Source organism: Marinobacter sp. UBA3607, assembly GCF_002375525.1.
GTDB classification, from domain to species: domain Bacteria; phylum Pseudomonadota; class Gammaproteobacteria; order Pseudomonadales; family Oleiphilaceae; genus Marinobacter; species Marinobacter vinifirmus.
Map to the genome: position 1 here is coordinate 1 of NZ_DFLY01000003.1, position 26,349 is coordinate 26,349.

Here is a 26,349-nt window from a genome sequence, read left to right on the forward strand (position 1 = left end):
ACACGGATAAGTGAAGAGCCTTACATATACAGTATTTTGACGAGGCTACACGGGTGGGTCAACCACAGTCAGGCACAATGTCCTATACTCGGACCAATGCAGTTGCCAGGAAGGCAGGAGGAGTCTGTATGAAAAGCGTGGTACTGATGTTTGTTGGTGGACTGGTAGGCGGCTTCATCGGGCCGGTTTCAGCACTGGTCGGCGTGGCAGCAGGGTATGTAGTTGGCCGCATGCTAACGCAGTCAGACGTACCTGAGCGAAAGGCAGTCAGCCAATAAAGCTCGGATAAACCGATGATTTTCGTAAGGAAAAAAATGGAGGCGCGGGTCGGAATCGAACCGGCGTACACGGAGTTGCAGTCCGCTGCATAACCACTCTGCCACCGCGCCGGGTAAGCCTGGAATCTGGCTTTTGCTCTCAGGGGGCGTGAGAGACTTGGAAAATGGAGCGGGAAACGAGATTCGAACTCGCGACCCCAACCTTGGCAAGGTTGTGCTCTACCAACTGAGCTATTCCCGCTCTTCGTTCAGAGGCGTTGCCTCCTCAACGGCTGCGTATTCTACGGATTACGCTTCGCGCGTCAACACCTTTTTTTCAAGTTTCTGTTTTTATTGCTAATGTGCACAAAATTTAGCCAAACCGGTCAGGACCGGCTGGCGTCATCCGCGTTCGCCTGAAGGGAACCGGCAAGCTGGTTGCCGCTGTCGCAGTTCAGGTAGCTGGAAGCCTGCAGCCATTCTTCATCCGGGTAGTATTTGAAAACCAGCTGGCCGCCTTTCAGGTTGTCTACTACCTTTGCGATCACATCGCGGTCTACCGCCGGGCAGCCGTGGCTGCGGCCAATGCGACCGTATTTGTTCACCCAGCTCTTCTCTACGTAGTCTGCCCCGTGAATGACAATGGCGCGCTGGCGAGCCAGGTCATTGAAGCCCGGCTCCAGTCCGTCCAGCCGCAGGGAGTAGCCGTGGGCACCGCTGTAGGATTCCGCCGCCTTGAACAGTCCGATGCTGGACTGGTGGCTGCCCTCAATGTTGGAGAAAGCACTCGCTTCGCGGTCGCCGGAGTTTTTACCGTGGGCAACCAGCTCCCTCAGAACCAGGCTGCCATCGGCCAGGTCAAACAGCCAGAGGCGTTCTTCGCTGGATGGCAGGGAAAAATCAATAACAGCAAGCCTCTCCGGCATCGCTGTTCCATTACTGATGGCGCACTGGGTTGCCTTGAAAGCCGCTTCAAGAACCGATGGGTTCAGTTTCGGGGCTGCACTGGAAAGGCGATCAAAAAGCTGGTTATTCAGGGACTGGGCCTGGGTGCTGGTGGCAAAAAGCACTGAAAAAAGAAGGCCGGACATTGCTGTACAAAATTTGAGCAGATTGCGATGCTTGGGCATGCACCTTACCTCTATAGGTGAAGAATACGGTCTATCCGATTGAAATTTGCACTATTCTAACAGCAAATAATGAGAATCCCGACACCTTTGTACAGTTTTTAAACAGACCGTAATCAAAGTTACAAATTACAGACCGTCACGCGGGCGTGGTAGAATCGCCAAGACTCAACGGGGTGCCCGACAGGGCTGAGACCATACCCGCGGAACCTGACCCGGCTAATACCGGCGTAGGGATTGAGCCGCCACTTTTCCAGTGGTTACCGCGGCATGGCCCCTCCATAGCCAAGGTGTAATCACTATGCGTTTCCGCTTGCCTCTACTCTTCGCCGCCCTGCTCCCGGCTTTGGCTACTGCCGAACCTGCGCAGGTTTTGAACGTTTATACTCACCCGTCGTTTGCAGCGGAATGGGGCCCCGGGCCCGCGGTCAAGCAGGCATTTGAAGAGCAATGTGATTGCACGCTGAACTATACAGTGCTGGAAAGCGGCGGCGATATACTTCAGCGACTGCGCCTGGAGGGCAGTTCAACCACTGCCGATGTGGTGTTGGGGCTGGATACCGCCACCATGGAAGCCGCCCGGCAAACCGGTTTACTGGCTCCGCACACGCTGACACTGAACAACCTGGCTCTCCCTGTCGACTGGCAGGACGACACCTTCGTGCCCTACGACTGGGGCTACTTCGCCTTTGTGTACGATACCGAGCTGCTGCCGGAACCTCCTGAAAGCCTGGAAGAGCTGGTCAATGCACCGGATGACCTGAAAATCATCATCCAGGATCCCCGCACCAGCACCCCCGGCCTCGGCCTGCTGCTCTGGATGCACGCGGTTTATGGCGATGACGCCCACGCTAAATGGCAGCAACTCAGTGGCAAGGTACTGGCGACGACCCAGAGCTGGAGTGACGGGTATTTTTCACTGTTCATGAACGGCGAAGCCCCGATGATCCTTTCTTACAGTACGTCCCCGGCCTATCACATGGCGGTCGATAACACAGACCGTTACCAGGCGGCCCGTTTTGAAGAAGGCCATTACCTTCAGGTCGAGGTTGCCGCACTGGTGAATAGCTCCAGGAGTCAGGCCCTCGGCCGGGAATTCATGGAGTTCATGTTGTCGCCGGCCTTCCAGCGCCATATTCCGTTGAAGAATGTGATGTATCCGGCTATCGACCTTGGTGACGAATTGCCGGAGGTATTTGACCGGCTGATCAGCCCGTCCAAAGCCCTCTATCTGGAACCGGCAGAGGTCGCCCGTGTACGCCGCTCACTGGTGAATGCCTGGCTGGACGCCATGACCCGCTGAACCCAATGGCCGCCAACCAACCACAACCCCTGCGCCCTGCTCCATTCAGCGCCCCTGCGTGGCAACTGGCTCCGGGCCTGATCATTGCGCTGGCCTTGATCGGGCTGGTGCTGTTGGGGCTCGGGGCACTGCTTCACACAGCTGGCACGCTGGAATTCGAAGAGCTGTGGCACAGCCGCTATTTAAGAGGTGTTGTCTGGTTTACGGTTTGGCAGGCGGTGTTATCGGTCTTTCTAAGCCTGCTCATTGCGCTGCCGGTGGCCATGACACTGGCCCGGCTCAGCCATTTTCCCGGTCGTAGCCTGCTGCTTCGGTTGATGGAGCTGAGCCTGGTGCTTCCCACCATTGTGGCGGTTTCAGGCATCATCGGGGTGTACGGTCGCCAGGGCTGGCTGACCAGTCTTCTGAACGGGTGGCTGCCTGATCACGGCTGGAGCCTTTACGGCCTGAATGGAATCTTACTGGCCCACCTATTTTTCAACGCACCGCTGGCCGCACGCATTCTTCTGCAAGCACTGGAATCGGTTCCGGCACCGAGGTTGCGGGTTGCTTCCCAGCTCGGGTTGAGTGGCTGGTGGCTCTGGCGTACGGTTCGATGGCCCGCACTACGGCCGGTCCTGCCCGGGGTGTCAGCATTGGTATTTACCCTGTGCTTTACCAGCTTCGCCATCATCATGACCCTGGGTGGCGGGCCTCGCGCCACAACCCTTGAAGTGGCCATTTACCAGGCGTTGCGGTTCGAATTCGATTTCGGCCAGGCCGCCATCCTGGCCACCATTCAGCTGGTTATTTGCGGCAGCCTGTGGTGGCTTGTGTTCCGGAACCGCCTGGAGTCCTCACTACTTCCGGATCGGCGGTTTGCTGAACCTGTCTCTTTAAAAGACAGCCCCGGGCAGGGTCTGGGGCGCGTGTTGCTGCTGGGCATCTTTTCCGCTTTCCTGACGCTTCCCCTGCTGGCCATCGCGTTACGCGGTTTGCCGGCACTCTGGCCGGCCTCTCCCATGCCATCTATCTACGGACAACTGCTCCCCGCCACAGGCCGCAGTTTGTTGATTGCCGTTCCCGCCGGGCTTGGTGCGGTTGTCGCCAGTCTGTTCACACTGGCGGCCGCCAACAAATCCGAAAACCGGATACTGGCGGCCATTCCGGTTACCACGGGTTATCTGCCGCTGATTGTGCCGCCCCTGGTGCTTGGTACCGGCCTGTTCCTGTTATTGCGGCCCCAGCTCGGGAACAGCGCACAAGGCTGGGTACTGGTGTCTATGATTAACGGTTTGATGGCCATTCCATTTGTGCTGCAGGTGCTGCGTGGGCCACTGAATGCCATCGACAAGAACACCCTGAACCAGGCGGACCAGCTGGGCATCCTGGGCTGGTATCGCTGGCGCTGGCTGTACTGGCCACGGCTGCGCCGGCCAATCGCCCTGGGGCTGGCCTATGGCATTGCCCTGTCGCTGGGAGATTTCGGGGTAATTGCCCTGTTCGGTAGCCCCGGGCAGCCCACTTTGCCGGTTCTGCTTTACCAGCAGCTGGGCAGTTACCGAATCAGCGAAGCGGCTGGCACCGGGCTGTGGTTGCTTGTATTACTGGTGACCCTCTTCGCCCTGCTGTCCCGGGTTGCCCGGCCGGCCCCGGGCACAAACACAGAGCCTGCCCCCGCCGCCGCTCCGGAGCCTCGTCATGCTTGAACTAAGAAACCTGTGTTTCCAGTACCCGGATCAGTCGGAGGAGTGGCGCTTCCACTTCTCGGTCGCCGCCGGGCATTGCCTCGCAGTACGCGGTGCCAGTGGAACCGGTAAATCCACCTTGCTGAACCTGGTTGCCGGTTTTCTCGCACCCAAAAGCGGAGAAATTCTCTGGAACAACCAAGCTATCCATAACCTGCCCGCCTGGGAGCGGCCGGTAACAAGCGTGTTCCAGGAGCACAACCTGTTCGAACACCTGGATGTCTTCACCAATATCGGTCTTGGCCTGCACCCGGGCATGAAGCTGTCCCCCGAACAGCAATCGGCCATTGGGCAGGGTCTTGAACAAACCGGGCTCGGCGGTTTTGGTACACGGCTGCCCGGCGAACTATCCGGTGGCCAGCGGCAACGAGTTGCCCTGCTGCGCGCCATTCTGCGGCGCAAACCGGTACTGCTGCTGGATGAACCCATGACCGGGCTGGACCCGGATGCCAGGGCCATCATCCGCGACCTGTTACTGCAGGAAAAGGACAGCGGCATTACCCTGATCCTGGCCAGCCATGATGAAGAAGACCGAAAGATACTGGCAGACAGCAACTGGAATCTTTAAGCTTGCTAAGACTTCTGGCAGGGATTTTTTCATTCTGTGGCGATAACTTCGGGCCTTACTACAGCCAAAGCCGGCGAGCCTGCCGGCTCCCTTGAGTTGTCCGGCAATACGGTGACCTTTGCCGGAGACTGGACCCTTGCCCATTACCCGGCCCTGAACCGGCAGGTATCGCAATTCAAGGCAGAGAACGCTTCACTGAAGCCGGAATTCAGCCGCCTTGGCCGGCTGGATACCGCGGGCGCGTCCCTGATGGTTAAAATGCTGGGTGCGGAACCGGTGCTTGCCGCCCTGGAGCAACCGTCCCTGCCCGAAGCCCAGCAAGCACTCCTTAAAGCCGTAGCGGAATCCATGTGTGAATCCGCACCGGCGCCAGCCACGGTTAATCCACTGCTGAACATGCTGGCAATCACCGGAGAGAAGGTCACCCGGCTAACCCGCCTGTTATGGCTGCTGTCCGGTTTTATTGGCCAGACCTTGTCCACCCTGTTCTACATACTCCCACGGCCAAAGCGCTGGCGCTTTACGCCGTTCGTGGCCGCTGTGCACGACACCGGCCTGAATGCCCTTCCGATTGTTGCCCTGCTCACGTTTCTTGTGGGGGCTGTCGTCGCGTTTCTGGGTGCCACAGTGCTGGAGGACTTTGGCGCGACCATTTATACCGTAGACCTGGTCGCTTTCTCATTCCTGCGGGAATTCGGCGTACTGTTAGCGGCCATTTTGCTGGCCGGCCGGACCGCCAGTGCCTTCACAGCCCAGATCGGGGCCATGAAGGTCAACGAAGAACTGGATGCCATTCGTACCCTGGGCCTTAACCCCGTGGAGCTTCTTGTAGTCCCCAGGGTACTGGCCATGATGGTGAGCCTGCCGGTGCTGACCTTTGTTGGCATGATGGCGGGCATGGTTGGTGGTGCCGTGGTGTGTGCACTGGCACTGGATATTCCGCCCAGTCAGTTTATGGCCATCGTGGAGCGGGATATTGCCCTGAAACATTTCCTGGTGGGTATCGGCAAAGCACCCGTGTTTGCCTTCCTGATTGCCGTGATCGGCTGCCTGGAAGGTTTCAAGGTGTCGGGCAGCGCACAGTCCGTGGGTGAGCACACCACCTCCAGCGTGGTGCAATCTATCTTTATGGTCATACTGCTGGATTCCGTAGCCGCGCTATTCTTTATGGAAATGGGTTGGTAAGGCATGGCCATGGGCACGCGGGATAACCACACGCACCAAACGCCGATCATTCAGGTTCGGGGCCTGAACAATCGTTTTGGCAGTCACTCTGTGCATGAAGACCTGGACCTCGACCTCTACCCCGGTGAAATCCTCGGCGTGGTTGGCGGATCCGGCACGGGTAAATCCGTGCTGCTTCGCAGCATTGTCGGCTTGAACACGCCGACGGCGGGCCACATCACGGTATTCGGGCAGGATCTAACAGAGCTGTCAGCACCGGAACGTTCGCTTTATGAGCAGCGGTTTGGCGTGCTGTTTCAGGGCGGCGCTCTATTTACCTCCCTGAATCTGGAACAGAATATTGCCCTGCCCCTGATCGAGCACGCGGGGCTGAAGCGGGCCGAAGCGGAAGAACTGGCCCGCATGAAGCTGGCCCTGACCGGCTTGCAGCCCGAGGCGGCCCGCAAATACCCGGCGGAGTTATCCGGCGGCATGGTGAAACGTGCAGCGCTGGCCCGGGCGCTGGCCCTGGACCCTGAAATATTGTTTCTGGACGAGCCCACAGCGGGGCTGGACCCGATCGGCGCTGCCGCGTTTGACGAACTGATTGTCACCCTGCGAAATGCCCTGGGGTTAACGGTATTCCTGGTTACCCACGATCTGGATACCCTGTACACCACCTGCGACCGGGTGGCGGTGTTGTCCCAGCGCAAGGTGCTGGTGGCAGATACCCTGGATAACGTGTCCCGTAAGGATGACAGCTGGATTCAGGACTACTTCCACGGCCCCCGCGGGCGGGCCGCGATTGATGCACACAACAGGCTGACCGAACAGGAGCCCGGTTAATGGAGCCAAAAGCCCATCACGTTATTATCGGATTATTTACGCTGCTGGCCGTTACCGCCGCCTTGCTGTTCGCCCTGTGGCTGGGCAAGTCCTCGGCAGACCAGGAGTGGAGTTATTACCAGATCGGTTTCGACCACCCGGTAGGGGGCCTGTCCAAGGGTAATGCGGTGCTTTACAGCGGTGTGCCGGTGGGTGACGTGCTGGAATTGACTCTGGCACCCGACAACCCGGCCCATGTTCGTGTGCTGGTACGGGTTCGCAGTGATATTCCCGTGCGTGAAAACACCCGTGCCGAACTGGTGCTGGCCAATATCACCGGCAGCATGAGCGTGCAGTTTACCGGCGGCAGCCCGGACAGTCCGGTGCTTGAAGGCGGCCGGGAGAATCCACCGCTGATCAGTGCCGAGCCCTCTGCGTTTTCCAACCTGCTCAATAACGGCGAAGCCATGTTGTCGAAGGCCGAACGCCTGCTGACCAGCATGAACCAGCTATTGAACGAGGAAAACCTGGGCAACGTAGCCACCATTCTGCACAACACCCGGTTAGCAACCGAGTCGCTGCTGGCAAGCCGGGATGACATGATGGCCCTGATGGAGCAGTTCGATGCGGCAGCGATACGGGCAGAAGAAGCTGCCGTAAAGGTATCCGCCACCTCTGACCATGCGCGCGTGGTGTTAGGCGAGCAGATTACGCCGGTACTGGAGTCTATGGATAAGGCCATCTCAACCCTGCAGCCCACCCTGGACCGGCTGAACCGTGTGACCGGTAATAACGAAGGTGCACTGGACTCCGGGCTTCAGGGCCTGGGCGAGCTCACACCGGCCTTACGGGAGCTGCGCAGCACCCTCCGCAACCTGAACTCGTTTACCCGCAGGCTTGAGCAAGACCCGAGAGGCACCATCTGGGGCGGCGGCCGAATCCAGGAGTACAGCAATGACTAAGCCAAGCAGAGGCATTTTCGCACTGGCCGGGGCCCTTGCCCTGTCTGCCTGCACCGTGTTCCCGATTCCTGAAGCACCGCGCCTGATGGAACTGGCACCCCCCGCTGAACGGGAAGTGTTCGATACGCCCCGGCCTGCTGCGCTCCGGGTGGACACTCCGCTGGCATCCGATCCGCTGGACAGTACCCGGGTTCTGGTAAAGCCCACACCCTACGAGTTCCAGGCACTGCCCGGCGCCCGCTGGCGCGACAGTATTCCCGTGGTTTTGAGGGATTACCTGATTCAGGAATTTCGCCAGAGCGGCGGCTTCACCAGCGTGATGACTGACACCAGTCCGGCTACGGCAGGGTTAACACTGGTCACCGAACTGACCGGCTTTCACGCCGAGACCCACGCAGACGGCACCACGGTGGTCATACACCTGCACACCGAACTGATGGAAAACCGCTCCCGGAAAAGCCTGTGCGTATTGGATCAGCGCGAGGAGGCACTGGCTGCCAGCGCAAAACTGGACGACCTGATGTCTGCCTTCTCTCGCGCAGCATCCGCGCTTTCGAAAGACATAACCCGATGGAGCCGGGATTGCCTGGCAGACGCCTGAGCCTGTTATTTTGAAGGGAACAAATCCGGCCAGGCCGCTTTCAGGTACAGGAACATAGACCAGAGTGTGAGCCCGGCTGCGATGTAAAGCAGGCCGATCGCAACGTACGACAGCATTTGACCGGGAGGAAACGCTAGCAAACCGACAATGGCCGCCATCTGGGCGGTGGTCTTGACCTTGCCGATGTACGACACCGCCACACTGGCGCGGCTACCCACCTCTGCCATCCATTCCCGCAAGGCGGAAATCACAATTTCCCGGCCAATAATCACCGTGGCCGGAATTGTCAGCAGCACCGCTGAGTATTCTTCAATCAGCACCGCCAGGGCCACGGCCACCATCAGTTTGTCCGCCACCGGGTCCAGAAACGCACCGAAAGGCGTACTCTGGTTCAGTTTGCGGGCCAGGTAGCCGTCCAGCCAGTCGGTCACACCGGCCAGGGCAAAGATGATGGCGCTGACCAGGTAACTCCACTGCACCGGCAGGTAGAAAATCACCACAAACACCGGGATCATCACGATGCGGGACATGGTCAGCAGGTTCGGTAAATTCATGGTGTTCCTATTCGTCGTGCAATGCTGCGTATATGGATTCTGCCAGTGACTTGCTGATGCCCTGAACCTTGGCCATCTCATCCACACTGGCTTTACGTAATTCCTGTATGCCGCCGAAGTAGCGGATCAGCTCCCGGCGGCGCTTCGGCCCTACCCCTTCGATGCCTTCCAGGGTGGATTGCCGGCGTTTCTTGTCCCGGCGCGCCCGGTGGCCGGTAATAGCAAACCGGTGGGATTCGTCCCGGATATGCTGGATCAGGTGCAGCGCCGGAGAATCGGCCGGTACCCGGAATACCGCGTCTGTCATGGCGTCGATCAGCTGCTCCATGCCGGCGCGGCGGGTAACGCCCTTGGCCACGCCAATCAGCGGGATATCGGAAATTCCCAGTTCTTCAAAGACTTCCCGGGCAATGTTCAGCTGGCCTTTACCACCGTCGATGAAAACGAGGTCTGGCCGTTTGCCATCACCGCTCACCAGCCGGCGGTAGCGACGGGTCAACACCTGGCGCATGGCGGCATAGTCGTCACCGGCCTTCACGCCCTCAATGTTATATAGCCGGTAATCGCTTTTCAGTGGCCCATTCTCGTCGAAAACCACACAGGATGCGACGGTATTTTCCCCATGGCTGTGGCTGATGTCGAAACATTCCATTCGGGACGGGGTTTCAGCCAGCTCCAGCAGGTCCCGCAGCGCCAGCAAACGGCGATACACGGTTTCCTTGCTGGCCAGGTGGGTAAGCAATGTTTGCCGGGCGTTGGTCATGGCCAGTTCCAGCCAGCGCTTGCGTTCGCCCCGCACATTGCCCCGAATTCGGGTTTCCCGGTTGGCGGCCTCGCTGAGGGCTTCTGCCAGCAGTTCCTGCCCTTCCACGGCAACCGGCACGAGGATGTCCCGGGGAATTTCCCGGCGGGTATCACCGCCAAAGTAGTACTGGCCCAGAAACGCCGAGAGCAGTTCACCTTCGGACTGCTCGAGTGAAAACCTCGGGAAGTAGTCCTTGGTGCCCAGCACCCGGCCACCACGAACGATGATCACCACAATACACACCACGCCGGCATCCTGGGCAATGGCGATCACATCGGCATCGCCGCCCTCGCCTTCAATGGATTGCTGCTCCTGAACATGGCGAAGATGGTTGACCTGGTCCCGGTAGGTGGCCGCTTTCTCAAACTCCAGGTTCCTGGCCGCCTGCTCCATGGCATTCATCAGATCGTGGATAATGGCCGGGTTCTTGCCTTCCAGGAACATGGTGGCATGGCGGATATCCTGCTGGTACTCCTCCGGTGTTACGTAACCCACACAAGGGGCCGTGCACCGGTTAATCTGATACTGCAGGCAAGGTCGGTTACGGTTCCTGAAATAGCTTTCACTACAAGACCTTATACGGAAAACCTTCTGCAGGATATTAAGGCTTTCCTTGACGGCACCGGAGCTTGGAAACGGCCCGAACCAGGTACCGCCACCCTTTTTGGTGCGGCCACGGCGGAAGGTCAGCGAGGGATAGTCGCTGTGAGAAGACAGGTAGATATAGGGGTAGGATTTGTCATCCCGCAGCAGGATGTTGTACGGCGGCCGCAGCGACTTGATCAGGTTTTGTTCCAGCAGCAATGCTTCGGTTTCGCTGCCGGTAATCGTTACCTCGATGGACTCGATCTTGCCCACCAGTGCTTCGGTTTTCGGGGCCAGGCCGGTCTTGCGGAAATAACTGCTCACCCGCTTTTTCAGGTTGCGGGCTTTTCCCACGTACAGAATATTCCCGGCGCCATCGTACATACGATACACGCCGGGGCGTTCAGTAAGCTGTTTCAGGAAGTCTTTACTGTCGAACTCCCCGGATCCTTGCTGGGGGTCAGACCTTGTCGGCATCCAGCAATCCAAGCCGTACGGCCATCAGCGCCAGCTCTACATCACTGGAAATCTCCAGCTTCTCGAAAATCCGGTAGCGGTAGCTGTTCACGGTTTTGGGGCTGAGGCAGAGTTTATCGGAGATATCCTGAACCTTCTGGCAATCCACCACCATCATGGCAATCTGCATTTCCCGTTCAGACAAACGATCGAACTTTGCCAGTTCGCCATCGTCGTCCTTTTCACCCGCCAGCTGCTTCAGCGCCATCTTCTGGGCAATTTCCGGGCTGATGTAACGCTGTCCGGAATGGGCCTTGCGAATGGCACGCACCATTTCCTGGATGTCCGCGCCCTTGGTGATGTACGCCTGGGCGCCACTTTGCATCACTCGGGAGGGGTAAGGATCATCCGCGCAGGCGGTTACCACAATCACTCGAATAGAGTCGTCCAGGCGCAGGATACGACGGGTGGCTTCCAGGCCACCGATTCCTGGCATGCGAATGTCCATCAGAACGATATCCGGTCGGTTCTCTCGCACAAACTCGATGGCGTCCTCTCCGGATGAAGCCTGGCCAATCACGTCGAGATCGGGATTGTCGGCTAACATGCGGGTTATACCGGAGCGCACCAGCTCGTGGTCATCTACAACCAGTACCCTGATCAAAGCTCACCTCGCAGTCAGGTAGACGAAAAATCACGGTGATTGTACCGTTTACACCGCCCATCGGGTAGGTAGGGGCCTGAAAACGATGGAAATCAGGCGGGAGCGCCCAGCCCCGCGGTGTTTTCCACCGGGTCAAACCACACGACCAGCTCTCCCCGTTTTACGGCAGCAAGTACCCGGCTTCGTTCCGCCAGCGGGTTCTCGGTATCGTTCAGGCCGTGGTAACGGGTGCAATATTCTTCCGCCAGCCCTTCCAGCTGGTCCTGGGTAAGCAGGTCTGCGTCTACTACGAACTTTTCCTGGCGCGGATCTTCATCGGGCACATAAGCGGTATCGTCGGTCATAAATCCTCCAGTCCGGGGCGTATGGTACGGGGTTTTCGGTTTTTGCGCTCTTCAAAACCCTGTGCGCTTTGACTATCATCGCCGCTTTCGTAACGTTTGGATGCTAATGAACCAGAACGTCTTTCGCCTGACACTGCCGATTCTGTTCGGCTACATTCCACTGGGTATGGCCTTCGGGGTGCTGTTCACCACCCAGCTGGACTATGCCTGGTGGGTCGCGCCGCTCATGGGCCTGGTGATCTATGCCGGTTCCGGGCAGATCCTGGCCGTCAGCCTGCTGGCCGCCAACGCAGGGCTGCTTGAGGTCGCAGTTGCCATGTTTGTACTGAACGCCCGGCACCTGTTTTACGGGTTGTCCCTGCTGGGTCGGTTCCGGGGTGCTGGCTGGCGTAAAGGCTATCTGATTTTCGGCTTGACAGACGAGACGTATTCCCTGCTAACCAGTCGTCCGCTGTCCTCAGACAAACACCACGAGCAGGAAGTGGACTTCCGCATTACCGCGTTCAACCAGGCTTACTGGATTGCCGGTTGCGGAATTGGCGCACTGCTGGGAGAGATGGTGGCGTTCGACAGCACCGGTATTGAATTCGCGCTGGTCGCGCTGTTTATTGTATTGACGATTGAACAGATCAAGGCCCTGGGCGACAGCTTCCCGCTCTGGGCCGGTGCCTTTGCCGCCGGGATCTCAATGGTGCTGGTCGGGCCATCTCATCAGCTGATTCTCGCGATCGCAATTGTCACCGGCATTCTCCTGATCCAGTATCGCCAGCTCAAGAACCGTCTGCCGGCAGCGGAGGCCAGCCATGACTGACACTTATTACCTGGCCGCGTTCATTGCCATTTCAGCGGCGGCAACCTTTGCCACCCGGGTGGTGCCCTTCCTGTTTTTTGAACGCCACACAGAACACCCGTTGCTGCAGCATATTGGCCGGTTTCTGCCGGCCGCGGTTATGGCCCTGCTGGCCATCGTATTCCTGCAGCGTTCCGCGAACTGGAGCGCAAGCCTGCCAGGGCTGGACGCCATCCTGCCGGGATTGCTGGTGGTAGCTGTACACCTGTGGCGGCGTAATGCCCTGCTCTCTATTGCGGTGGGTACGGTTGCCTATATGACGATCCAGCAATCCGGCTGGCTGGTCTGATCAGGGCGAGCCTTCAACATTGGCCACCAGCCTGGAGTCTTCCAGCGCGGCGGTACGGTGCTTTACCACACCTTTGTATTCAGGGCTTTCGATCATCGCCAGGAAGGCGTTGATGGAGGGGTAACGTACCAGCAATACCTGGTCCCAGGATTCGTCGGGCGGCGCAATCAGCGAACCCACACTGCGGCCGGACCAGATTACCTCTGCGCCAACCGAGCGCACGCATTCTGCCGCTTCGTCCATATACCGCTTATAGGCATCCCGCCCCGAGCAGTTTTCTGTGTCGTCTTTGTAGGCCGCCTGGTCACGAAACCGAAGCAGATTCAGCATTACTACCGGCTGATCTTTTGGCGTCTCTTGCAAAACTTTCCTAAGCTCTTCCTGAGAAGGGTTGACGGTCGCCATAGGTGTCCCTGCTTTTCGTTATAACGATGTTTGCTGACTTCCGGTTTGCATCTCAGACAGTAAACGAAATTCCCGGCGCATGCATCCTCGTATTAGCCTTTCGGATAAGTCCGCTTGCATTGTTGACCTTCGTCAAGCGAGAATTGCGCGCTTTGTGCAAGCTATATCGAAATAACTTTTAGTACTAAGTGCGCATATATAAGAATAGAGAGGCTACCGACCGTGAGAAAAATTCCGATTACGCTGGCTGCATTCGGGCTGGCTGCCTATGCGGGCTTTGCGCTGGCTGCAACCGAAGGTGATGCTGAACGTGGCAAAGAAGTTGCCAACCTGTGTATTGCCTGCCACCAGGCAGACGGCAGCGGCATGCACATTGAAGGTGGAGAATCCTGGCCACGGCTGGCCGGTCTGAATGCCACCTACTTCGCCAAGCAGATTCACGACATCAAGAAAGGCACTCGGGTAAACGCGACCATGACCCCGTTCGTGAACATGCTGGACGACCAGAAAATTGCCGATGTTGCTGCCTATTACAGCCAACTGGAACCCACGGCTGGCCAGGGTGGTGCAAATGCCGAGGAGGCCACGCTGAAGCGTGGTCAACAGCTGGCCGAACGCGGCGACTGGTCCCAGTACATTGTTTCCTGCAAAAGCTGCCATGGCCCTGGCAACCGCGGTGCCGGTGATGTATTCCCGGGCATTGCCGGCCAGCATGCCGGTTATATCGAAACCCAGCTGAAAGCCTGGAAAGAAGGCACCCGCAAGAACGATCCGCAGGACCTGATGGGCTCCATCGCCCGACGCATGAGCGATGAAGACATTCACGCGGTAGCCGTATGGCTTGCCAACCAGAGCGCCGGCAGCAAATAAGGGGACACCTATCATGATGCGCAAACTGCTTACTGTCGCCCTGTCTGGAACCTTTGCGTTCTCGGCTAACCTGGCGGCTAATGAAGACACAACCCAGGCTTACATCGATCAGTTGACCTCTATGGGCTTTCCGGCCCCGAAGGAAAACCAGCTGGTGCACATTCCGCCTACCATGGCAGACCTGGAAGAAGCGGACATCCATCCGGAACTGAAAAAGGTCATCCGCAAGGGCTACGACCTGTTCACCAACACCCAGCAACTACGTGGCGAGAATGTGTTCAACAACATGAACTGCTCCAGCTGCCACCTGGGTGAAGGCCGCATGCCGTTCAGCGCGCCGATCTGGCCAGCAGCTGTTACCCTGCCCGGTTACCGTGGCAAGAATGGCCATGTAAACAACCTGGAAGAACGTATTGCCGGTTGTTTTACTTACTCCATGAATGGCAAGCCGCTGGAATACGGCAGTGACAACATGCTGGCACTGTCTGCCTACCACCAGTGGCTGGCCACCGGCGTGGAAATGTACCCGAAGCAGCCCATTTACGGCCGCGGCTTCCCTGCACCAGAGCGCCCGGCGGAACTCAGCTACGCTAACGGTGAAAAGCTGTACGAGGAAAACTGTGCCGTTTGCCACCAGGAAGATGGCTCTGGCCTGCGCGTAGATGGCCACACCGTATTCCCGGCACCCTGGGGCGATATGTCCAACAACTGGGGTGCAGGCATTGTGCGCCTGTTCACCGCAGCCGGCTTTATCAAGAACAACATGCCTCTGGGCCAGCCCAACTCCCTGAGTGACCAGGAAGCCTGGGACATCGCTTTCTACATGGACAGCCAGGAGCGCCCGCAAGACCCGCGCTACACCGGCGACGTGAAAGAAACCCTGGAGCAATTCGGGCCTACCTTCCACAAGCACTCCATGTACGGCCAGGTTCGCGAGCACGACGGCAAGGTGCTGGCTGACCACGACAATACCGGCGAAAAGCCTTTCCTGAAGCCTGATACCATCCGCTCAAGGAACTTCGACTGAAAGACCGGTTATAATGCCGACACCAGGCCTCCCCAGCGGAGGCCTTTTTCGTTGTTTGTTCCAGAGGAGTAAGTTGTCCCTTGAGCGGCCTGTTAGCAACCTTCGCCCACACCCTTGAAACCACCCTGCCGGTTTTTGCCATGGTCTTTATCGGCATCGGCCTGCGCCGGATTGGCTGGATAGACCAGAACTTTGTCAGCACCGCTTCCGCCCTGGTGTTCAAGGCCACGCTGCCAACCCTGGTATTCCTCAGCATCATCCGGGCAGATCTGACGACGGCGTTCAACGTCAAACTGCTGCTGTTCTACCTGGCAGCAACACTGGCCAGCTTCGGCGCTGTCTGGTTCTGGGCAATCCGGCGAGTGAGCAAAGATGACCGGGGCGTCTATGTGCAAGGTGCGTTCCGGGGTAATTGCGGGATTGTCGGCCTGGCCTTGGCGGCCAACCTTTATGGCGATTACGGCTTGTCTGCCGGCGGCATATTGCTGGGGCTGGTGATTATTTCCTACAACGTGCTGTCTGTTGTGGTATTGCTGGCGTATCAGCCGGGTAAAAGCATGAGCTTCTCGAATACCGTTAAAGACGTGGTTCGCAATCCGCTGATTATTGCCGTGGTTATCGCCATTCCCTTCGCCGCCTGGGAGGTCAGCCTTCCACAATGGGTGATGACCAGCGGCAATTACTTTGCCTCTCTCACCCTGCCACTGGCCCTGCTCTGCATTGGCGCCACCGTTTCCCTGAAAGCCATCAGAACAGACAGTGGCCCGGCGCTGGGAGCGTCGGTATGGAAAATGGTGAGTTTGCCGGCCCTGTGCACACTGGCGGCGTGGTTGGCGGGATTCGAAGGCCGGGAACTGGGCCTGATGTTCCTGTTCTTCGCCAGCCCGACGGCAGCGGCGAGTTTTGTCATGGTGAAGGCTTTGGGCGGGAACGACCGCATGGCGGCCAATATCATTGCACTGACCACCTTACTGGCCAGCGTAACGGTAACGGCGGGGGTCTTCATACTGCAGTCCACCGGGCTGGCGTAATGCCCTGCCCGGCGGACTGAGGTTTCAGGCGATCAGAACTTCAGGCGGCTGCCGATCATGGCGATGTTTACATCGTCATAGTCGCCGTTGTCAGCATCCAGCGCGAAGTTGTTGTAGGCGAAGTATACGTCCAGGCGCTTGATGGGCTGGTAGACGTAGGCTGCGCCGTAGATTTCTACGTCGGAGCCGATGACTTTATGCTCAACATCGCCTGCTGCGCCTCCAACATCTCTTGTGGAGTAACCAACAGCTGCTGATAAACGGCCAAGGCCGTCAATCGCGGTGTTATAGGTGGCAGCAACTTCAGTAATATCCTGGCCACCCTTACAGCCCTGACTTACTGCCAGTTTGACCGGGCCAAAGGCGGGTGCGTCGTAGCGTACCCGGTCATAACGGGCCTCAAAGTCCTGGTTACGCACAGACTGGAACAGAGCCGGGTTCCAGCCGCTGTCATTCTTATCGATAAACTTCTGTGCACCACCTACCAACGCCAGATCCGGGAAGGAGGCCACCTTGGTGCCAGACAGATCAGATTCAGTTGCCCCGTCGGCCGCAATGCAAGTTGGTGTTTTTTCATTCTGACTCTCCGGTTTTGGAAGATATTTCATTTCCTTGGCATGGAGAACAAGTTAGAAAATTCAGGGGGGGTGGCGATTTGACTGATGTCAGTTTTGTGGGGGTGTTTGGTGCGGGGTAGCGGTTAATGCTTACTGCTGGAGGGATTATTCAGCCCAATAAAAAACCCCGGCATTTCTGCCGGGGTTCTTTTATTGGCGGAGAGGGAGGGATTCGAACCCTCGATACGCTATTAACGTATACACACTTTCCAGGCGTGCGCCTTCAGCCACTCGGCCACCTCTCCAATAAACTGTTTCAAATCAGCTACGTTGTCGCTCATTTGAGGGCGCAAACTTTAATAGTTTTGCTGGCGTTTGGCAACCGCAATGAAGCGATTCCTTTAAAAAAATCCTGAAAATCCGTGTTGGCGGATTTCCGGCGACTAAATTGGCTATCCTTGTCATCAAACACCCACAATATCCGGAGCCTCTTTATGTTAATGAAAGCCGAACAGTCCACCCTGCTTCTTGTCGATGTACAGGCCAGGCTGATGCCTGCAATCAGTCAGGGAATGGAGGTGGTCGACCGCTGCACCCTGCTGGCGACAATTGCGGGCTTGCTGGAGGTGCCGGTCATCGCCACGGAGCAGGTTCCGGACAAGCTGGGCCCGAACGTGGAAAGTGTTCGGGAGCTTTGCCACCACACCGTCAGCAAATACCATTTCGATGCCTGCCCGGACGGGCTCATTGATGCCCTGCCTGAAGGCCGCCAGCATATTGTCATCGGAGGCTGCGAAACCCACGTATGTATGCTGCAAACGGCCCTGAGCCTTCTGGATGCCGGTTACAAGGTCTGGGTGGTTGCGGATGCAACCGGCTCCCGGAATGATTTCGACCGGGACGTAGCGCTGGACCGCCTGCACCAGAGTGGCGCCCGGATAGTTACCACAGAGATGGTAGCGTTCGAGTGGATGGTAGACTGTCGCCACCCCAGGTTCCGGGACGTTCAGGCACTGATCAAATAGCACTTATTCGAGGTTTTTCATGCTGAATATGGATTTCTCCCAGCGAGTGGTTGTTCATACCCGCGAACAGGAATGGCAACCCAGCCCGGCGGCGGGTGTGGAGCGCAAGCCGCTGGCACGGGAAGAGGCCGAACGGGGCCATGCCACCAGCATAGTTCGCTACAAACCCGGTTCTTCCTTCAAGCGGCATGAGCACCCACTGGGCGAGGAAATCCTGGTATTGGAGGGGGTATTCTCCGACGAGACCGGCCATTACCCGGCCGGCACCTACCTCCGGAACCCGCCCGGCACTGGCCACGCGCCCTTCAGCGAAGAAGGTTGCACCCTGTTGGTGAAGCTGCACCAGTTTGATCCGAGGGACACCGCAACCGTTCGTGTCGATACCAATCAGGCTGAATGGTTGCCGGGCATTGGCGGGCTGCAGGTAATGCCCCTGCACGATTTCGAGCATGAGCATGTGGCCCTTGTGAAATGGCCGGCCAATGAGGTGTTCCAGCCCCACCGGCACTTTGGTGGCGAGGAAATACTGGTGCTATCTGGCGAGTTCTGCGATGAACACGGCCGTTATCCGGAAGGTACCTGGATGCGCAGCCCGCACCTGAGCCAGCATCACCCGTTCGTAGACCAGGAAACCGTTATCTGGGTGAAGGCCGGCCACCTGCCCCTGCCGGCTGGCGCCTGAGCAGCCAGGCTGCCATCAACAAAGCGTGCAGTACCAGCAGCGGCACGGCAACCATTAACAGCGAAGCCCAGCCCAGGGCTGTCAGCACGGCTCCGGCACTCAGCGCCGCCGTGGCCTGGGCGCTGAATACCATGATGTCATTGAGGCCCTGTACCCGGAATCGCTCTGAATCCCGATAGCCCTGAGGCAACAGGGTGGTGCCGCCGACAAACAGGAAGTTCCAGCCCACCCCGAGCAGGATCAGGGCCCATAAATAATGGTGGAAGCTGATGCCTGCCGCGGCCAACAGAATACACCCCAGATAGGCCAGCAAGCCGACAGTCATCATCAAGGGGATGCCCACCACCCGGATCAGCCATCCGGAGATAAGAGACGGCAGGTACATGGCCATGATGTGCAGCTGGATTACCCGCTTGGCGTCGTCAAAATCGTGCCCGGCCATTTCCGTCATACTCAGGGGCGTTGCAGTCATGATAAAGCTCATCACCACATAACCAATGGCTGCACCACTGATGGCGGTCCAGACCAAGGGATTGGCGAGAATCTCACGCATGGGGCGACCACCACCCACGACAGTCTCGGCCACCCGTTCCCCGGAAGGCCGATAACCGACCGCCACCACAACCAGGGTACCGGCAAGGTGGCCAGTTCCGGTGCCGGCGCCAGCAGCCGCCCCTGAATACTTCCGATAAATACGATAAAAGGAGCCGTGCACATGGCCAGCGCCTGAGCCGCTACCAGCACCCATACATTCAAAGGCATGAAACTGTCCCGTCAGAAATGCGAAAACGGCACTCTATCACTAAATGACAGGCTGGCAAGCAAGGCTCAAAGCCGCAATGACGGCTAATGCAGGTGAATCGTCATCCGGGAATCCGGATGGAAACGGATATCCTGAATGCTGATATTGCCAATAGGCGGTGTCTGACTGTTGGTGACACGAATATTGTCGAGACGAACTTCCTCGATGCGCTCCGGCAGCAGCAACTGAAGTGCACCGTCATCGCGGATACGGTATTGGGGTTCGCCTTCCCGGTAATGGACGCCGGAAATACTGAGGTCCGAATCGACGAAGCTCAACACCGGAGAGAATATGTGGGAGGCCAGTTTCAGGGTGTTAACCGGGTCCCGGGCGGTTTCCGGATCAGCGACGGTCTCAATACGCTCCAGAAGCCCAATCTCGCTCCCCGCAGTTATGCTGGCCATTTCCTCTTCGGTCATGGGCGCAAAGCCGCCATACATCTCACCCGCCACCACCGGAGCCAGGGCGGCATTGGAGTTGCCTGAGGCAAAGGTGACCAGGGGCTGGAAAGGGACGGTGACCATGGCCACCAGTGCGGCGGCGTTGCGGTAACGGGCCTGGTGTTTGAGAACCCGGTGCAGTTCCCGCTCGGTAAGCCAACCGGCTTCTACGAGCACCTCACCCAGGCGTTGGCCGGTGTCATGCTGGATTTTCAGGCCGGCTTCCAGCTGGCCTTCCGAGATATAACCCCGGTTGATCAGCAACCGACCAAGCCGGGACTTTTCCTCAAACCCTTTGTGTACTTTCACTGGCAAACGCTCCCGCTGGTACAGTTTCAACCGTACAACCCGGCCCGGCACGAACGAACCGCACCCGGCTGAGCATTATTCTCCCTGGATGCGGATTCTGGAATCCCGGTGAAAGCTTAGATCATAGAGGTTGATATCGCCTAGTGGCGGGCCGTCTCCACCGCCTACGTTAAGATTTTCGATGCTGACCAGGTCCACGGTCTCCGGGAAGGCAACATGGATTGCGCCATCACTGCCCAGAGTGACGACCTCTTCGCCCGGCCGGTATTTGATGCCGACAATCTTGAAGTCCATGTCCAGCAAATCGGGTAGCGACGCCAGCAGGTCTTCAAGGACATTGGCCACATCTGCACCGGCAGTGCCCAAGTCCGCAAGGCTGTCTCCGCTAACCTCACCGGATGGCGCATTCACACGGGTGACATAATCCGGGCTCTCAAGGTGGGCTGGCTGGGTGCCACCACCCGCTCGCAGCAACTCCTGCAACCGCACACTGCCGTGAGCGGACACCGCAGACATACCGGCTTCTGATACCGGCAGAAACGCCGGTGTGTAGCTCCAGTTTTCCTGCTCAGAAGCCAAGGCCATTGGCGCGGAACCGGCAAAGACGGCGAAGGCAGACGCCACCGCACCAGCCTGCGTTAATAAACGGAATCTCACCAGACTTCTCCTGTATTCAAAGTGATTACCGTACAACCCGAATCGGCAACATGACTTTCAAACCTACACATTTTAAGGATAACCCAGCTTATTCAACTGTCTACCATCGTGGGCATTCAATGGTTAAGTATCTGTTAGAATTGTGCACAGGTTACGATTTCAGACATTATGTCAGCCAAGCGATCCATTCCTGAAACCGCGAGTACTGTTGAAATGACAAATACCGTAAAAAGCCTGTTTAATGTGAAGCCCGCCCTGTTTGCCCTCGCACTGCCCCTGATGGCTGCCGCTCCGGTGCAGGCCGAAGAGCCTGTAAACGAGCGTCCGGAAGTGCGGTTTGAAACCTCTCACGGTGATTTTTCCCTGGAGCTGCGCCCGGATGTCGCTCCGAAAACGGTCGAAAACTTCCTGGGCTATGTCGATAAAGGCTTCTACAACGGCACGATTTTCCACCGCGTAATCGCCGATTTCATGATTCAGGGCGGCGGATTTACTGAAGACATGTCCCGCAAGTCCACCGAAGAGGCCATTGTTAACGAGGCCTCCGCCGATCTGCCTAACGAGCGCGGCACCATTGCAATGGCCCGCACCAGCGCACCGGATTCCGCCACCTCCCAGTTCTTCATCAACCTGGTCGACAACCCCTACCTGAACAAGGGCGCCAACGGTGCCGGATATGCGGTATTTGGCAAAGTCACAGAAGGCATGGATGTGGTGGACGCCATTGCCGGTGTTAAAACGGCCCGCGTTCGTGGCATGGCCGATGTGCCCGTTCGCTCTGTGATCATCGAGCAGGTAACCCGGGCTGCTGCCGAAGACTGACTCTATGGCCAACCCTGTTCTGCCGCCGGCCATGGAGCCGGCGGATCTTGTCTGGCGCGATGGTGTGCCGGAATCTGCCCGCTTTGGTGATGTGTACTTCAGTCGCGACAACGGGCTGGAAGAAACCCGCTATGTATTCATCGGCCGCAACCGGCTCCGGGAGCGTTTTGCTGAGCTGGCCGATAACCGTCATTTTGTGGTTGCGGAAACCGGCTTTGGTACCGGGCTGAACTTCCTGGCCGCCTGGGCCGAGTGGCTCGACTGCCGGCCGAAAGATGATTCTGCCATTCTGCACTTTGTGTCTGTGGAGCGGTTTCCCCTGACCCGGAGTGACCTGGAAAAAGCCCTGTCGTTCTGGCCGGAGCTTGCCTCCCAGGCTGCCGAACTCATCGCCCATTACCCACCACTGATTCAGGGAACTCACCGGCTGGTACTGGCGGGCGGGCGAATCCGGCTGACGTTGTATTTCGGTGATGTTCTGGATGCCTGGCGAGACCTCTCCTTCCAGGCGGATGCCTGGTTCCTGGACGGCTTTGCCCCGTCGCTGAATCCGGAGATGTGGTTGGAAGACGCCATCGGCCAGATTCGCAACCACAGCAAACCCGGCACCACGCTGGCCACCTTCACCTCTGTGGGTCGGGTGCGCCGGGCACTGATCGATGCCGGGTTTTCCATGCAAAAGGTACCGGGCTTCGGTCGCAAGCGGGAAATGCTGACCGGCCAGCTTGAGGCTTCCGGGGCTGACTCCGGAACAGCTTACCGATCAACAGTCGCGATCATCGGTGCCGGAATTGCCGGCACCACCCTCGCCCGCAACCTAGCGGAACGGGGGGTTCCTGTTGTGCTGATTGACCGGGCCGATCAGCCCGGCGCCGGTGCCTCCGGTAATGCCCAAGGCGCGCTCTATGTGAAACTGGGCGTGGAATACAATGCCCAGACCGAACTGGCCGCAACCGCGTTGAGTTTCAGCCAGCGCTATTACCGGCGCTGGGCCGGACAGTTCTGGCACCCCACTGGCCTGCTGCAGCTGGCCTCCAACGAGCAGGAGCAGCATCGTCAGCAGAAATTCCTTGAACGCTGCCAGTACCCGGTCGAACTGCTGGAACAGGTGGATGAAGAGCTTGGTTCGAAGCGCGCCGGCCTGAAGGTAACGGCCAGCGGCCTGTGGTTTCCCGGTTCTGGCTGGCTTGAGCCGGCAAAGGCCTGCGCTGCCCTTGCCGATCACCCGGGAATCCAACGGGTATTTGGTTTCAATGTACTCACGGTGAGGTCTGACGGCAAAGGCTGGACGATTGACAGTCAGGATGGCCAGCGGCTGAGCGCAGCGAGGCTGGTGATTGCAGGCGGTCACGAGTCCGCCAGCCTGAACCCGGCCAACGGTAAACTGCGGCTGAAGCCGATTCGGGGACAGGTCACCTGCTTGCCCGCAGAAAACTATAACCTGCCAGGGGCGGTCATCTGTGGAACCAAGTACCTGAACCCCGCCATGAGTGGAATCGCAGTAACCGGTGCGACCTTTGACCTGAGAGACAACAACCCGGACGTGACGCCGGAAAGCCACCAGGAAAATATCGAGCAACTGGCAGAGCTGCTGCCTGCCGTCATGGGCGACCATGGGCCTGATGCCAGCGAGCTTGCAGGTCGGGTTTCTTTCCGTTGCGCCAGCCATGATTATCAGCCGGTGGCGGACGAACTCAAGGATGAAAACGGGCAGGAAGTGCCGGGCGCCTACCTGCTGACCGGATATGGCAGCAAGGGTCTGACTTGGGCACCACTCATGGCAGAGTACCTGGCGGACCGGATAACCGGCCAACCATTGAGCTTGCCGGAGCCGCTGATCCGCCGGGTGGAAAGCTCGAGGTTATACCCCAAGCCGGACTGACTGGCGGCCGAGGATAACCCGACCACTTCTCATGGATTATCAGCCGGAGCTGTCAGCAACCGCCCTTCCGGGCTGAACAGAAGAACCTGGTGTCCGGCACCGGAATCCACCAGGGCCACAATCTCATCATCCCGGTAGTTGCCGAGGCGCAGGAACTGCACACCCGGCTCCGCCAGTGCTTTCCGCCAGCTCTGATAAAGCTCCGGATCCTTCTGGGTGGTCACCCGTGCCAACAGGCCCTGGCCATCATCCAGCGTTCCGGCAGCAATCACATCACTAGCCAGTGCTACGCCCTTGTCCAGGGAGTTCACAGCAGCATCTGCAACGGAGGCAATGGTGAACGCAGCCTTGGGCACGCCGGTACTGGTAAAGCCCAGTACAAACCCGGCCATTGCACCTGTTGTGCGCTCCAGCTCGTTATCGCCCTCTTCCACTTCGGTAAGACTGTAGCTCCAGGGGCCGTCACCGATCAGCCATGCGGTACTGTTTGCATACAAGCCGTGGCGGAGCTGTTCCGAGGCATCACCACCAATACCGTATACCGCGCCGTCTGCCGTGCCCGAATAGAAGAATGGACCCACAGCACCGTTGCCATCAACCACGCCGGGCGCATAGCCAAACAGCATAGGAGTTGAGAACTCGGTGCTGGCGCCGGCTACCCTGTCATTGCCGGTTGAGCCTTCCTGGCGGACTTCCTTAAGGTTGAGTTCCTCACCGATGGTTTCAACCACTGCCAGGAAGGTGTCGATGCCACCGGAATTGCTCTGTCCACCCCAGGCGCCGTCGGATTCACCGGCAACCACCAGTTCGGCATTGGTGCCCTGATAGCCCACTCGTTTGACGGCATCATTACCGGAGGAGCCAAACGCAAGCCTGTAGTTGTCGAATACCGGTCCGTAGGCACCGGTGTCCCCGTCTTTGCGGTATAACTCCACAACAGCCTGACCAGCGTCAGAATAAGCCACCACCAACTCTTCGTAGGTTGTACTGCGACCGTCAACCCGCTCGGTTCGCTTACCCAGGGCCAGGTACACCTCCGTGGCCGCTGCCTTTGTGCCGGCATTCAATTCAAGCGTGGAGCCCGACTGCGCGCCTTTCTGGTTGTAGATCCGCACCTGCAATACATCATCGGAGCCACGACCCGCCACATACAGTTCACCCTGCGAGCCAGTGGCCATGTCTGTGGGCACAAATCCGTCCGTCCAGGTCAGTGGCGTTATCTGTCGGTTAAAGCTCAGGGTCATCAGCTCGTCGCTCTCGCCCCGGGCAAAGTTCTCGAGGCCGGCCTGACCCTTCACATCGACAACCAGGATCGCGAGGCGGTCATGCAGGCTTTCGGCGTAGTCCTTCGCGGTAATACTGAACTGCACCTCGTTCACGCCTGCCGGGAACACCAGTTCATTAGTCCCGGGCTCAGGATCCAGCGTAAGGCCCTGAAGAGTCTCGGGGGCCTGGACAATCACAAAATCTCCGGTTCCGACGGTAGAACCCTGTTCGCTAACCGTCAGTTTTACATTTACCTGCCCTTCCCGCTCGCCAGTCAGGATGGCAGCGTAAACCTGCTCCTCGTTGTAACCCGCAGAGGTTACATCGGTCACCTCCGGGTCAACATTCAGCGTGTCCCTGGTGCCGCCGTTCAGGGTTCGCAGGGCAACCATCGGTTCGTTATCGGCAATGGCCAGGTTGGTGCTGATACCGGCGTTATTATTGCCAAGAGACGCCAGGCCCTGGCGAACCTCCGTCAGGGCCAGTCGAGCCTGCTCGGTGGGTTCCGCCACCTTGTCATCAATCACTTCCAGCGGGATATAGCATTCACTGATACCGGGCTCCAGGGTAACGACACCCCGGTCGTAGAAGCCTTCGGGGCCTTCCTGATACGTTACGTAGGCCAGCTCATTGCCCTCTTCATCAACCGGGTGGTCCGAGCCGCTGCCAAGAGCCACAATGTCGTGCCCGACAATCGTGCGGCCCATATTGCTGTCGGCGGAATGGCATTCCCGGGAAATAGCTCCAACGGGATCTTCACAGGTGAAATCCGACTCCAGCTGGAAGGCAATGGAAACTCGGGTAACAGATGGCCGTTCAAGCCGGACTTTGGCATACACCCGGCGGGTTGGCTGGGCAGCCGTTTCGGAAGCACTGTGGGCACCTTCCGGCTCAAGGTCCGGCAATGCACAGTGTTCACCCCTGGGAGCACTGATCTCCAGAAGTTCACCTTCGGTAAACTCCGGTGCCTCAACTGAAACCAGGTTGTGCTTCACTTCGATATCAAACGGCTGGAACCCGGCCCTGCGGCCATCAGTGGTCACGATATCGATATCTTCGGTTTTGCCGAGGTCGGCCAGGCCGCGCTCGCCGCCGGTCAGCCCCGGCACACCGCGCATGATGACGCCCTGCCGGGCCTTGTTGCTGGTATCTTCCAGGGCCAGCCAGGCCGGTGCATTGGTGAGGGAATAATCGAGGATGCCTTCGCCGCCGTAGGCACCCCAGTTGTAGTAGTACTCAACGCCGATGTATGCCGTGGTAGGCGGTGCGCCCAGCAATGTGGGGGCGTCCGGATCCTTTTCGGTTTTACAGCCGGCCGCGGCCAGGGCAACCAGAGCCAGGCCCGCAAGCCGGCCCGTCGAAAAAGTGCGGGAGAACAAATCGGCGCGCATGCAAAAATCCGTTTCAAGACGTTGTTGTTATGGCGGTGTCCGGTTGCGTAAAGCCAACCGGTTTACACACCGTTACAGGTCAACGCCATGGTAGCCAATTTG

General features: G+C 58.4%; 28 protein-coding genes, 3 tRNA genes and 1 riboswitch. Of the genes, 17 read left to right on the top strand and 14 right to left on the bottom strand.

Features of this window, described 5'->3' with window-relative positions; genetic code table 11:
- The first annotated feature begins 128 nt into the window (after positions 1-128).
- A complete protein-coding gene (locus B2589_RS00240; RefSeq protein WP_022988967.1) occupies positions 129-278 on the top strand; it encodes a hypothetical protein in 150 nt (49 codons plus the stop codon).
- Positions 279-315: 37 nt separating this feature from the next.
- On the opposite strand, the gene B2589_RS00245 is transcribed toward B2589_RS00240, so the two are convergent.
- The 3 genes from B2589_RS00245 to B2589_RS00255 form a co-directional block, all read right to left on the bottom strand.
- Positions 316-389, bottom strand: a tRNA-Cys gene (locus tag B2589_RS00245).
- A 54-nt stretch (positions 390-443) separates the two neighbouring features.
- A tRNA-Gly gene (locus B2589_RS00250) sits at positions 444-519 on the bottom strand.
- A gap of 124 nt (positions 520-643) precedes the next feature.
- Positions 644-1,387, bottom strand: a complete 744-nt coding sequence (locus B2589_RS00255) for a murein L,D-transpeptidase catalytic domain family protein (RefSeq protein WP_058340578.1) — start codon at positions 1,385-1,387, stop codon at positions 644-646.
- Positions 1,388-1,546: 159 nt separating this feature from the next.
- A riboswitch (TPP riboswitch) is annotated at positions 1,547-1,638 on the top strand.
- Between the two features lie 47 nt (positions 1,639-1,685).
- Here B2589_RS00255 and thiB point away from each other — a divergent pair.
- The 7 genes from thiB to B2589_RS00290 all read left to right on the top strand — a co-directional run bounded on the left by thiB (position 1,686) and on the right by B2589_RS00290 (position 8,534).
- The gene (gene thiB, locus B2589_RS00260; protein ID WP_286815263.1) at positions 1,686-2,687 is read left to right on the top strand and encodes a thiamine ABC transporter substrate binding subunit; all 1,002 of its coding nucleotides are present in this window, start codon (positions 1,686-1,688) and stop codon (positions 2,685-2,687) included.
- Positions 2,688-2,692: 5 nt separating this feature from the next.
- Positions 2,693-4,375 (top strand): thiamine/thiamine pyrophosphate ABC transporter permease, encoded by a 1,683-nt coding sequence (thiP, locus tag B2589_RS00265; protein WP_199457364.1) that lies wholly within the window; start codon positions 2,693-2,695, stop codon positions 4,373-4,375.
- Positions 4,368-4,982 (top strand): ATP-binding cassette domain-containing protein, encoded by a 615-nt coding sequence (locus B2589_RS00270; protein WP_286815264.1) that lies wholly within the window; start codon positions 4,368-4,370, stop codon positions 4,980-4,982. The genes thiP and B2589_RS00270 overlap by 8 nt, the downstream gene beginning before the upstream one ends.
- Before the next feature lie 96 nt (positions 4,983-5,078).
- Positions 5,079-6,167: an MlaE family ABC transporter permease gene (locus tag B2589_RS00275; protein ID WP_286815311.1), complete on the top strand. Its 1,089-nt coding sequence runs from the start codon at positions 5,079-5,081 to the stop codon at positions 6,165-6,167.
- 3 nt (positions 6,168-6,170) lie between these two features.
- Complete coding sequence (locus B2589_RS00280; RefSeq protein WP_286815265.1) at positions 6,171-6,992, top strand: ABC transporter ATP-binding protein; 822 nt, start codon at positions 6,171-6,173, stop codon at positions 6,990-6,992.
- Positions 6,992-7,933 carry an MlaD family protein gene (locus tag B2589_RS00285; protein ID WP_199457361.1) on the top strand — a complete coding sequence of 314 codons (942 nt, stop codon included), beginning with the start codon at positions 6,992-6,994 and terminating at the stop codon, positions 7,931-7,933. Before B2589_RS00280 ends, B2589_RS00285 begins: the two co-directional genes overlap by 1 nt.
- The gene (locus B2589_RS00290) at positions 7,926-8,534 is read left to right on the top strand and encodes an ABC-type transport auxiliary lipoprotein family protein (RefSeq protein ID WP_199457360.1); all 609 of its coding nucleotides are present in this window, start codon (positions 7,926-7,928) and stop codon (positions 8,532-8,534) included. Before B2589_RS00285 ends, B2589_RS00290 begins: the two co-directional genes overlap by 8 nt.
- A 5-nt stretch (positions 8,535-8,539) precedes the next feature.
- Here the strand turns inward: B2589_RS00290 and pgsA are convergent, their stop codons facing one another.
- The 4 genes from pgsA to B2589_RS00310 form a co-directional block, all read right to left on the bottom strand.
- On the bottom strand, positions 8,540-9,088 hold the full coding sequence (pgsA, locus tag B2589_RS00295; protein WP_022988958.1) for a CDP-diacylglycerol--glycerol-3-phosphate 3-phosphatidyltransferase: 549 nt from the start codon (positions 9,086-9,088) through the stop codon (positions 8,540-8,542).
- A 7-nt stretch (positions 9,089-9,095) separates the two neighbouring features.
- A complete protein-coding gene (gene uvrC / locus B2589_RS00300) occupies positions 9,096-10,955 on the bottom strand; it encodes an excinuclease ABC subunit UvrC (protein WP_036219419.1) in 1,860 nt (619 codons plus the stop codon).
- On the bottom strand, positions 10,939-11,598 hold the full coding sequence (gene uvrY / locus B2589_RS00305; RefSeq protein ID WP_094625088.1) for a UvrY/SirA/GacA family response regulator transcription factor: 660 nt from the start codon (positions 11,596-11,598) through the stop codon (positions 10,939-10,941). The genes uvrC and uvrY overlap by 17 nt, the downstream gene beginning before the upstream one ends.
- Before the next feature lie 92 nt (positions 11,599-11,690).
- Positions 11,691-11,942, bottom strand: a complete 252-nt coding sequence (locus B2589_RS00310) for a hypothetical protein (RefSeq protein WP_022988955.1) — start codon at positions 11,940-11,942, stop codon at positions 11,691-11,693.
- Between the two features lie 106 nt (positions 11,943-12,048).
- Between B2589_RS00310 and B2589_RS00315 the strand changes: the two genes are divergently transcribed.
- Both B2589_RS00315 and B2589_RS00320 read left to right on the top strand, forming a co-directional pair.
- Complete coding sequence (locus B2589_RS00315) at positions 12,049-12,753, top strand: AzlC family ABC transporter permease (RefSeq protein ID WP_199457359.1); 705 nt, start codon at positions 12,049-12,051, stop codon at positions 12,751-12,753.
- Positions 12,746-13,081 carry a branched-chain amino acid transporter permease gene (locus tag B2589_RS00320; RefSeq protein WP_199457358.1) on the top strand — a complete coding sequence of 112 codons (336 nt, stop codon included), beginning with the start codon at positions 12,746-12,748 and terminating at the stop codon, positions 13,079-13,081. Before B2589_RS00315 ends, B2589_RS00320 begins: the two co-directional genes overlap by 8 nt.
- On the opposite strand, the gene B2589_RS00325 is transcribed toward B2589_RS00320, so the two are convergent.
- Complete coding sequence (locus B2589_RS00325) at positions 13,082-13,486, bottom strand: DUF1330 domain-containing protein (protein ID WP_199457357.1); 405 nt, start codon at positions 13,484-13,486, stop codon at positions 13,082-13,084. It abuts the gene before it with no gap.
- Positions 13,487-13,708: 222 nt separating this feature from the next.
- Between B2589_RS00325 and B2589_RS00330 the strand changes: the two genes are divergently transcribed.
- The 3 genes from B2589_RS00330 (at position 13,709) to B2589_RS00340 (ending at position 16,414) form a co-directional block, all read left to right on the top strand.
- Positions 13,709-14,356, top strand: a complete 648-nt coding sequence (locus B2589_RS00330) for a c-type cytochrome (RefSeq protein WP_199457356.1) — start codon at positions 13,709-13,711, stop codon at positions 14,354-14,356.
- Positions 14,357-14,369: 13 nt separating this feature from the next.
- The gene (locus B2589_RS00335; protein ID WP_199457355.1) at positions 14,370-15,383 is read left to right on the top strand and encodes a c-type cytochrome; all 1,014 of its coding nucleotides are present in this window, start codon (positions 14,370-14,372) and stop codon (positions 15,381-15,383) included.
- Between the two features lie 89 nt (positions 15,384-15,472).
- Positions 15,473-16,414 (top strand): AEC family transporter, encoded by a 942-nt coding sequence (locus B2589_RS00340; protein WP_414673913.1) that lies wholly within the window; start codon positions 15,473-15,475, stop codon positions 16,412-16,414.
- A gap of 32 nt (positions 16,415-16,446) precedes the next feature.
- On the opposite strand, the gene B2589_RS00345 is transcribed toward B2589_RS00340, so the two are convergent.
- Both B2589_RS00345 and B2589_RS00350 read right to left on the bottom strand, forming a co-directional pair.
- Positions 16,447-17,022, bottom strand: coding sequence for a hypothetical protein (locus tag B2589_RS00345; protein WP_286815266.1), 576 nt, complete (start codon positions 17,020-17,022; stop codon positions 16,447-16,449).
- Positions 17,023-17,185: 163 nt separating this feature from the next.
- Positions 17,186-17,276: transfer RNA gene (locus tag B2589_RS00350), tRNA-Ser, on the bottom strand.
- A 189-nt stretch (positions 17,277-17,465) separates the two neighbouring features.
- Here B2589_RS00350 and B2589_RS00355 point away from each other — a divergent pair.
- Both B2589_RS00355 and B2589_RS00360 read left to right on the top strand, forming a co-directional pair.
- Positions 17,466-17,996 carry an isochorismatase family protein gene (locus B2589_RS00355; RefSeq protein ID WP_022989254.1) on the top strand — a complete coding sequence of 177 codons (531 nt, stop codon included), beginning with the start codon at positions 17,466-17,468 and terminating at the stop codon, positions 17,994-17,996.
- 19 nt (positions 17,997-18,015) lie between these two features.
- Positions 18,016-18,678, top strand: coding sequence for a cupin domain-containing protein (locus B2589_RS00360; RefSeq protein WP_286815267.1), 663 nt, complete (start codon positions 18,016-18,018; stop codon positions 18,676-18,678).
- On the opposite strand, the gene B2589_RS00365 is transcribed toward B2589_RS00360, so the two are convergent.
- The 3 genes from B2589_RS00365 to B2589_RS00375 all read right to left on the bottom strand — a co-directional run bounded on the left by B2589_RS00365 (position 18,632) and on the right by B2589_RS00375 (position 20,886).
- Entirely contained in the window at positions 18,632-19,264 is a 633-nt protein-coding gene (locus tag B2589_RS00365) for a hypothetical protein (RefSeq protein ID WP_286815268.1), read from the bottom strand. The two genes, B2589_RS00360 and B2589_RS00365, sit on opposite strands and share 47 nt — an antisense overlap.
- A 260-nt stretch (positions 19,265-19,524) precedes the next feature.
- Positions 19,525-20,229 (bottom strand): hypothetical protein, encoded by a 705-nt coding sequence (locus B2589_RS00370; RefSeq protein ID WP_036219577.1) that lies wholly within the window; start codon positions 20,227-20,229, stop codon positions 19,525-19,527.
- Between the two features lie 75 nt (positions 20,230-20,304).
- Complete coding sequence (locus B2589_RS00375) at positions 20,305-20,886, bottom strand: hypothetical protein (protein ID WP_286815269.1); 582 nt, start codon at positions 20,884-20,886, stop codon at positions 20,305-20,307.
- A gap of 213 nt (positions 20,887-21,099) precedes the next feature.
- Between B2589_RS00375 and B2589_RS00380 the strand changes: the two genes are divergently transcribed.
- Both B2589_RS00380 and mnmC read left to right on the top strand, forming a co-directional pair.
- Positions 21,100-21,708, top strand: coding sequence for a peptidylprolyl isomerase (locus B2589_RS00380; protein WP_286815271.1), 609 nt, complete (start codon positions 21,100-21,102; stop codon positions 21,706-21,708).
- Positions 21,709-21,712: 4 nt separating this feature from the next.
- The gene (gene mnmC, locus B2589_RS00385) at positions 21,713-23,590 is read left to right on the top strand and encodes a bifunctional tRNA (5-methylaminomethyl-2-thiouridine)(34)-methyltransferase MnmD/FAD-dependent 5-carboxymethylaminomethyl-2-thiouridine(34) oxidoreductase MnmC (RefSeq protein ID WP_286815272.1); all 1,878 of its coding nucleotides are present in this window, start codon (positions 21,713-21,715) and stop codon (positions 23,588-23,590) included.
- 29 nt (positions 23,591-23,619) lie between these two features.
- Here mnmC and B2589_RS00390 read toward each other — a convergent pair whose 3' ends face one another.
- Positions 23,620-26,247, bottom strand: a complete 2,628-nt coding sequence (locus tag B2589_RS00390) for a hypothetical protein (protein WP_286815273.1) — start codon at positions 26,245-26,247, stop codon at positions 23,620-23,622.
- Positions 26,248-26,349 lie beyond the last annotated feature (102 nt).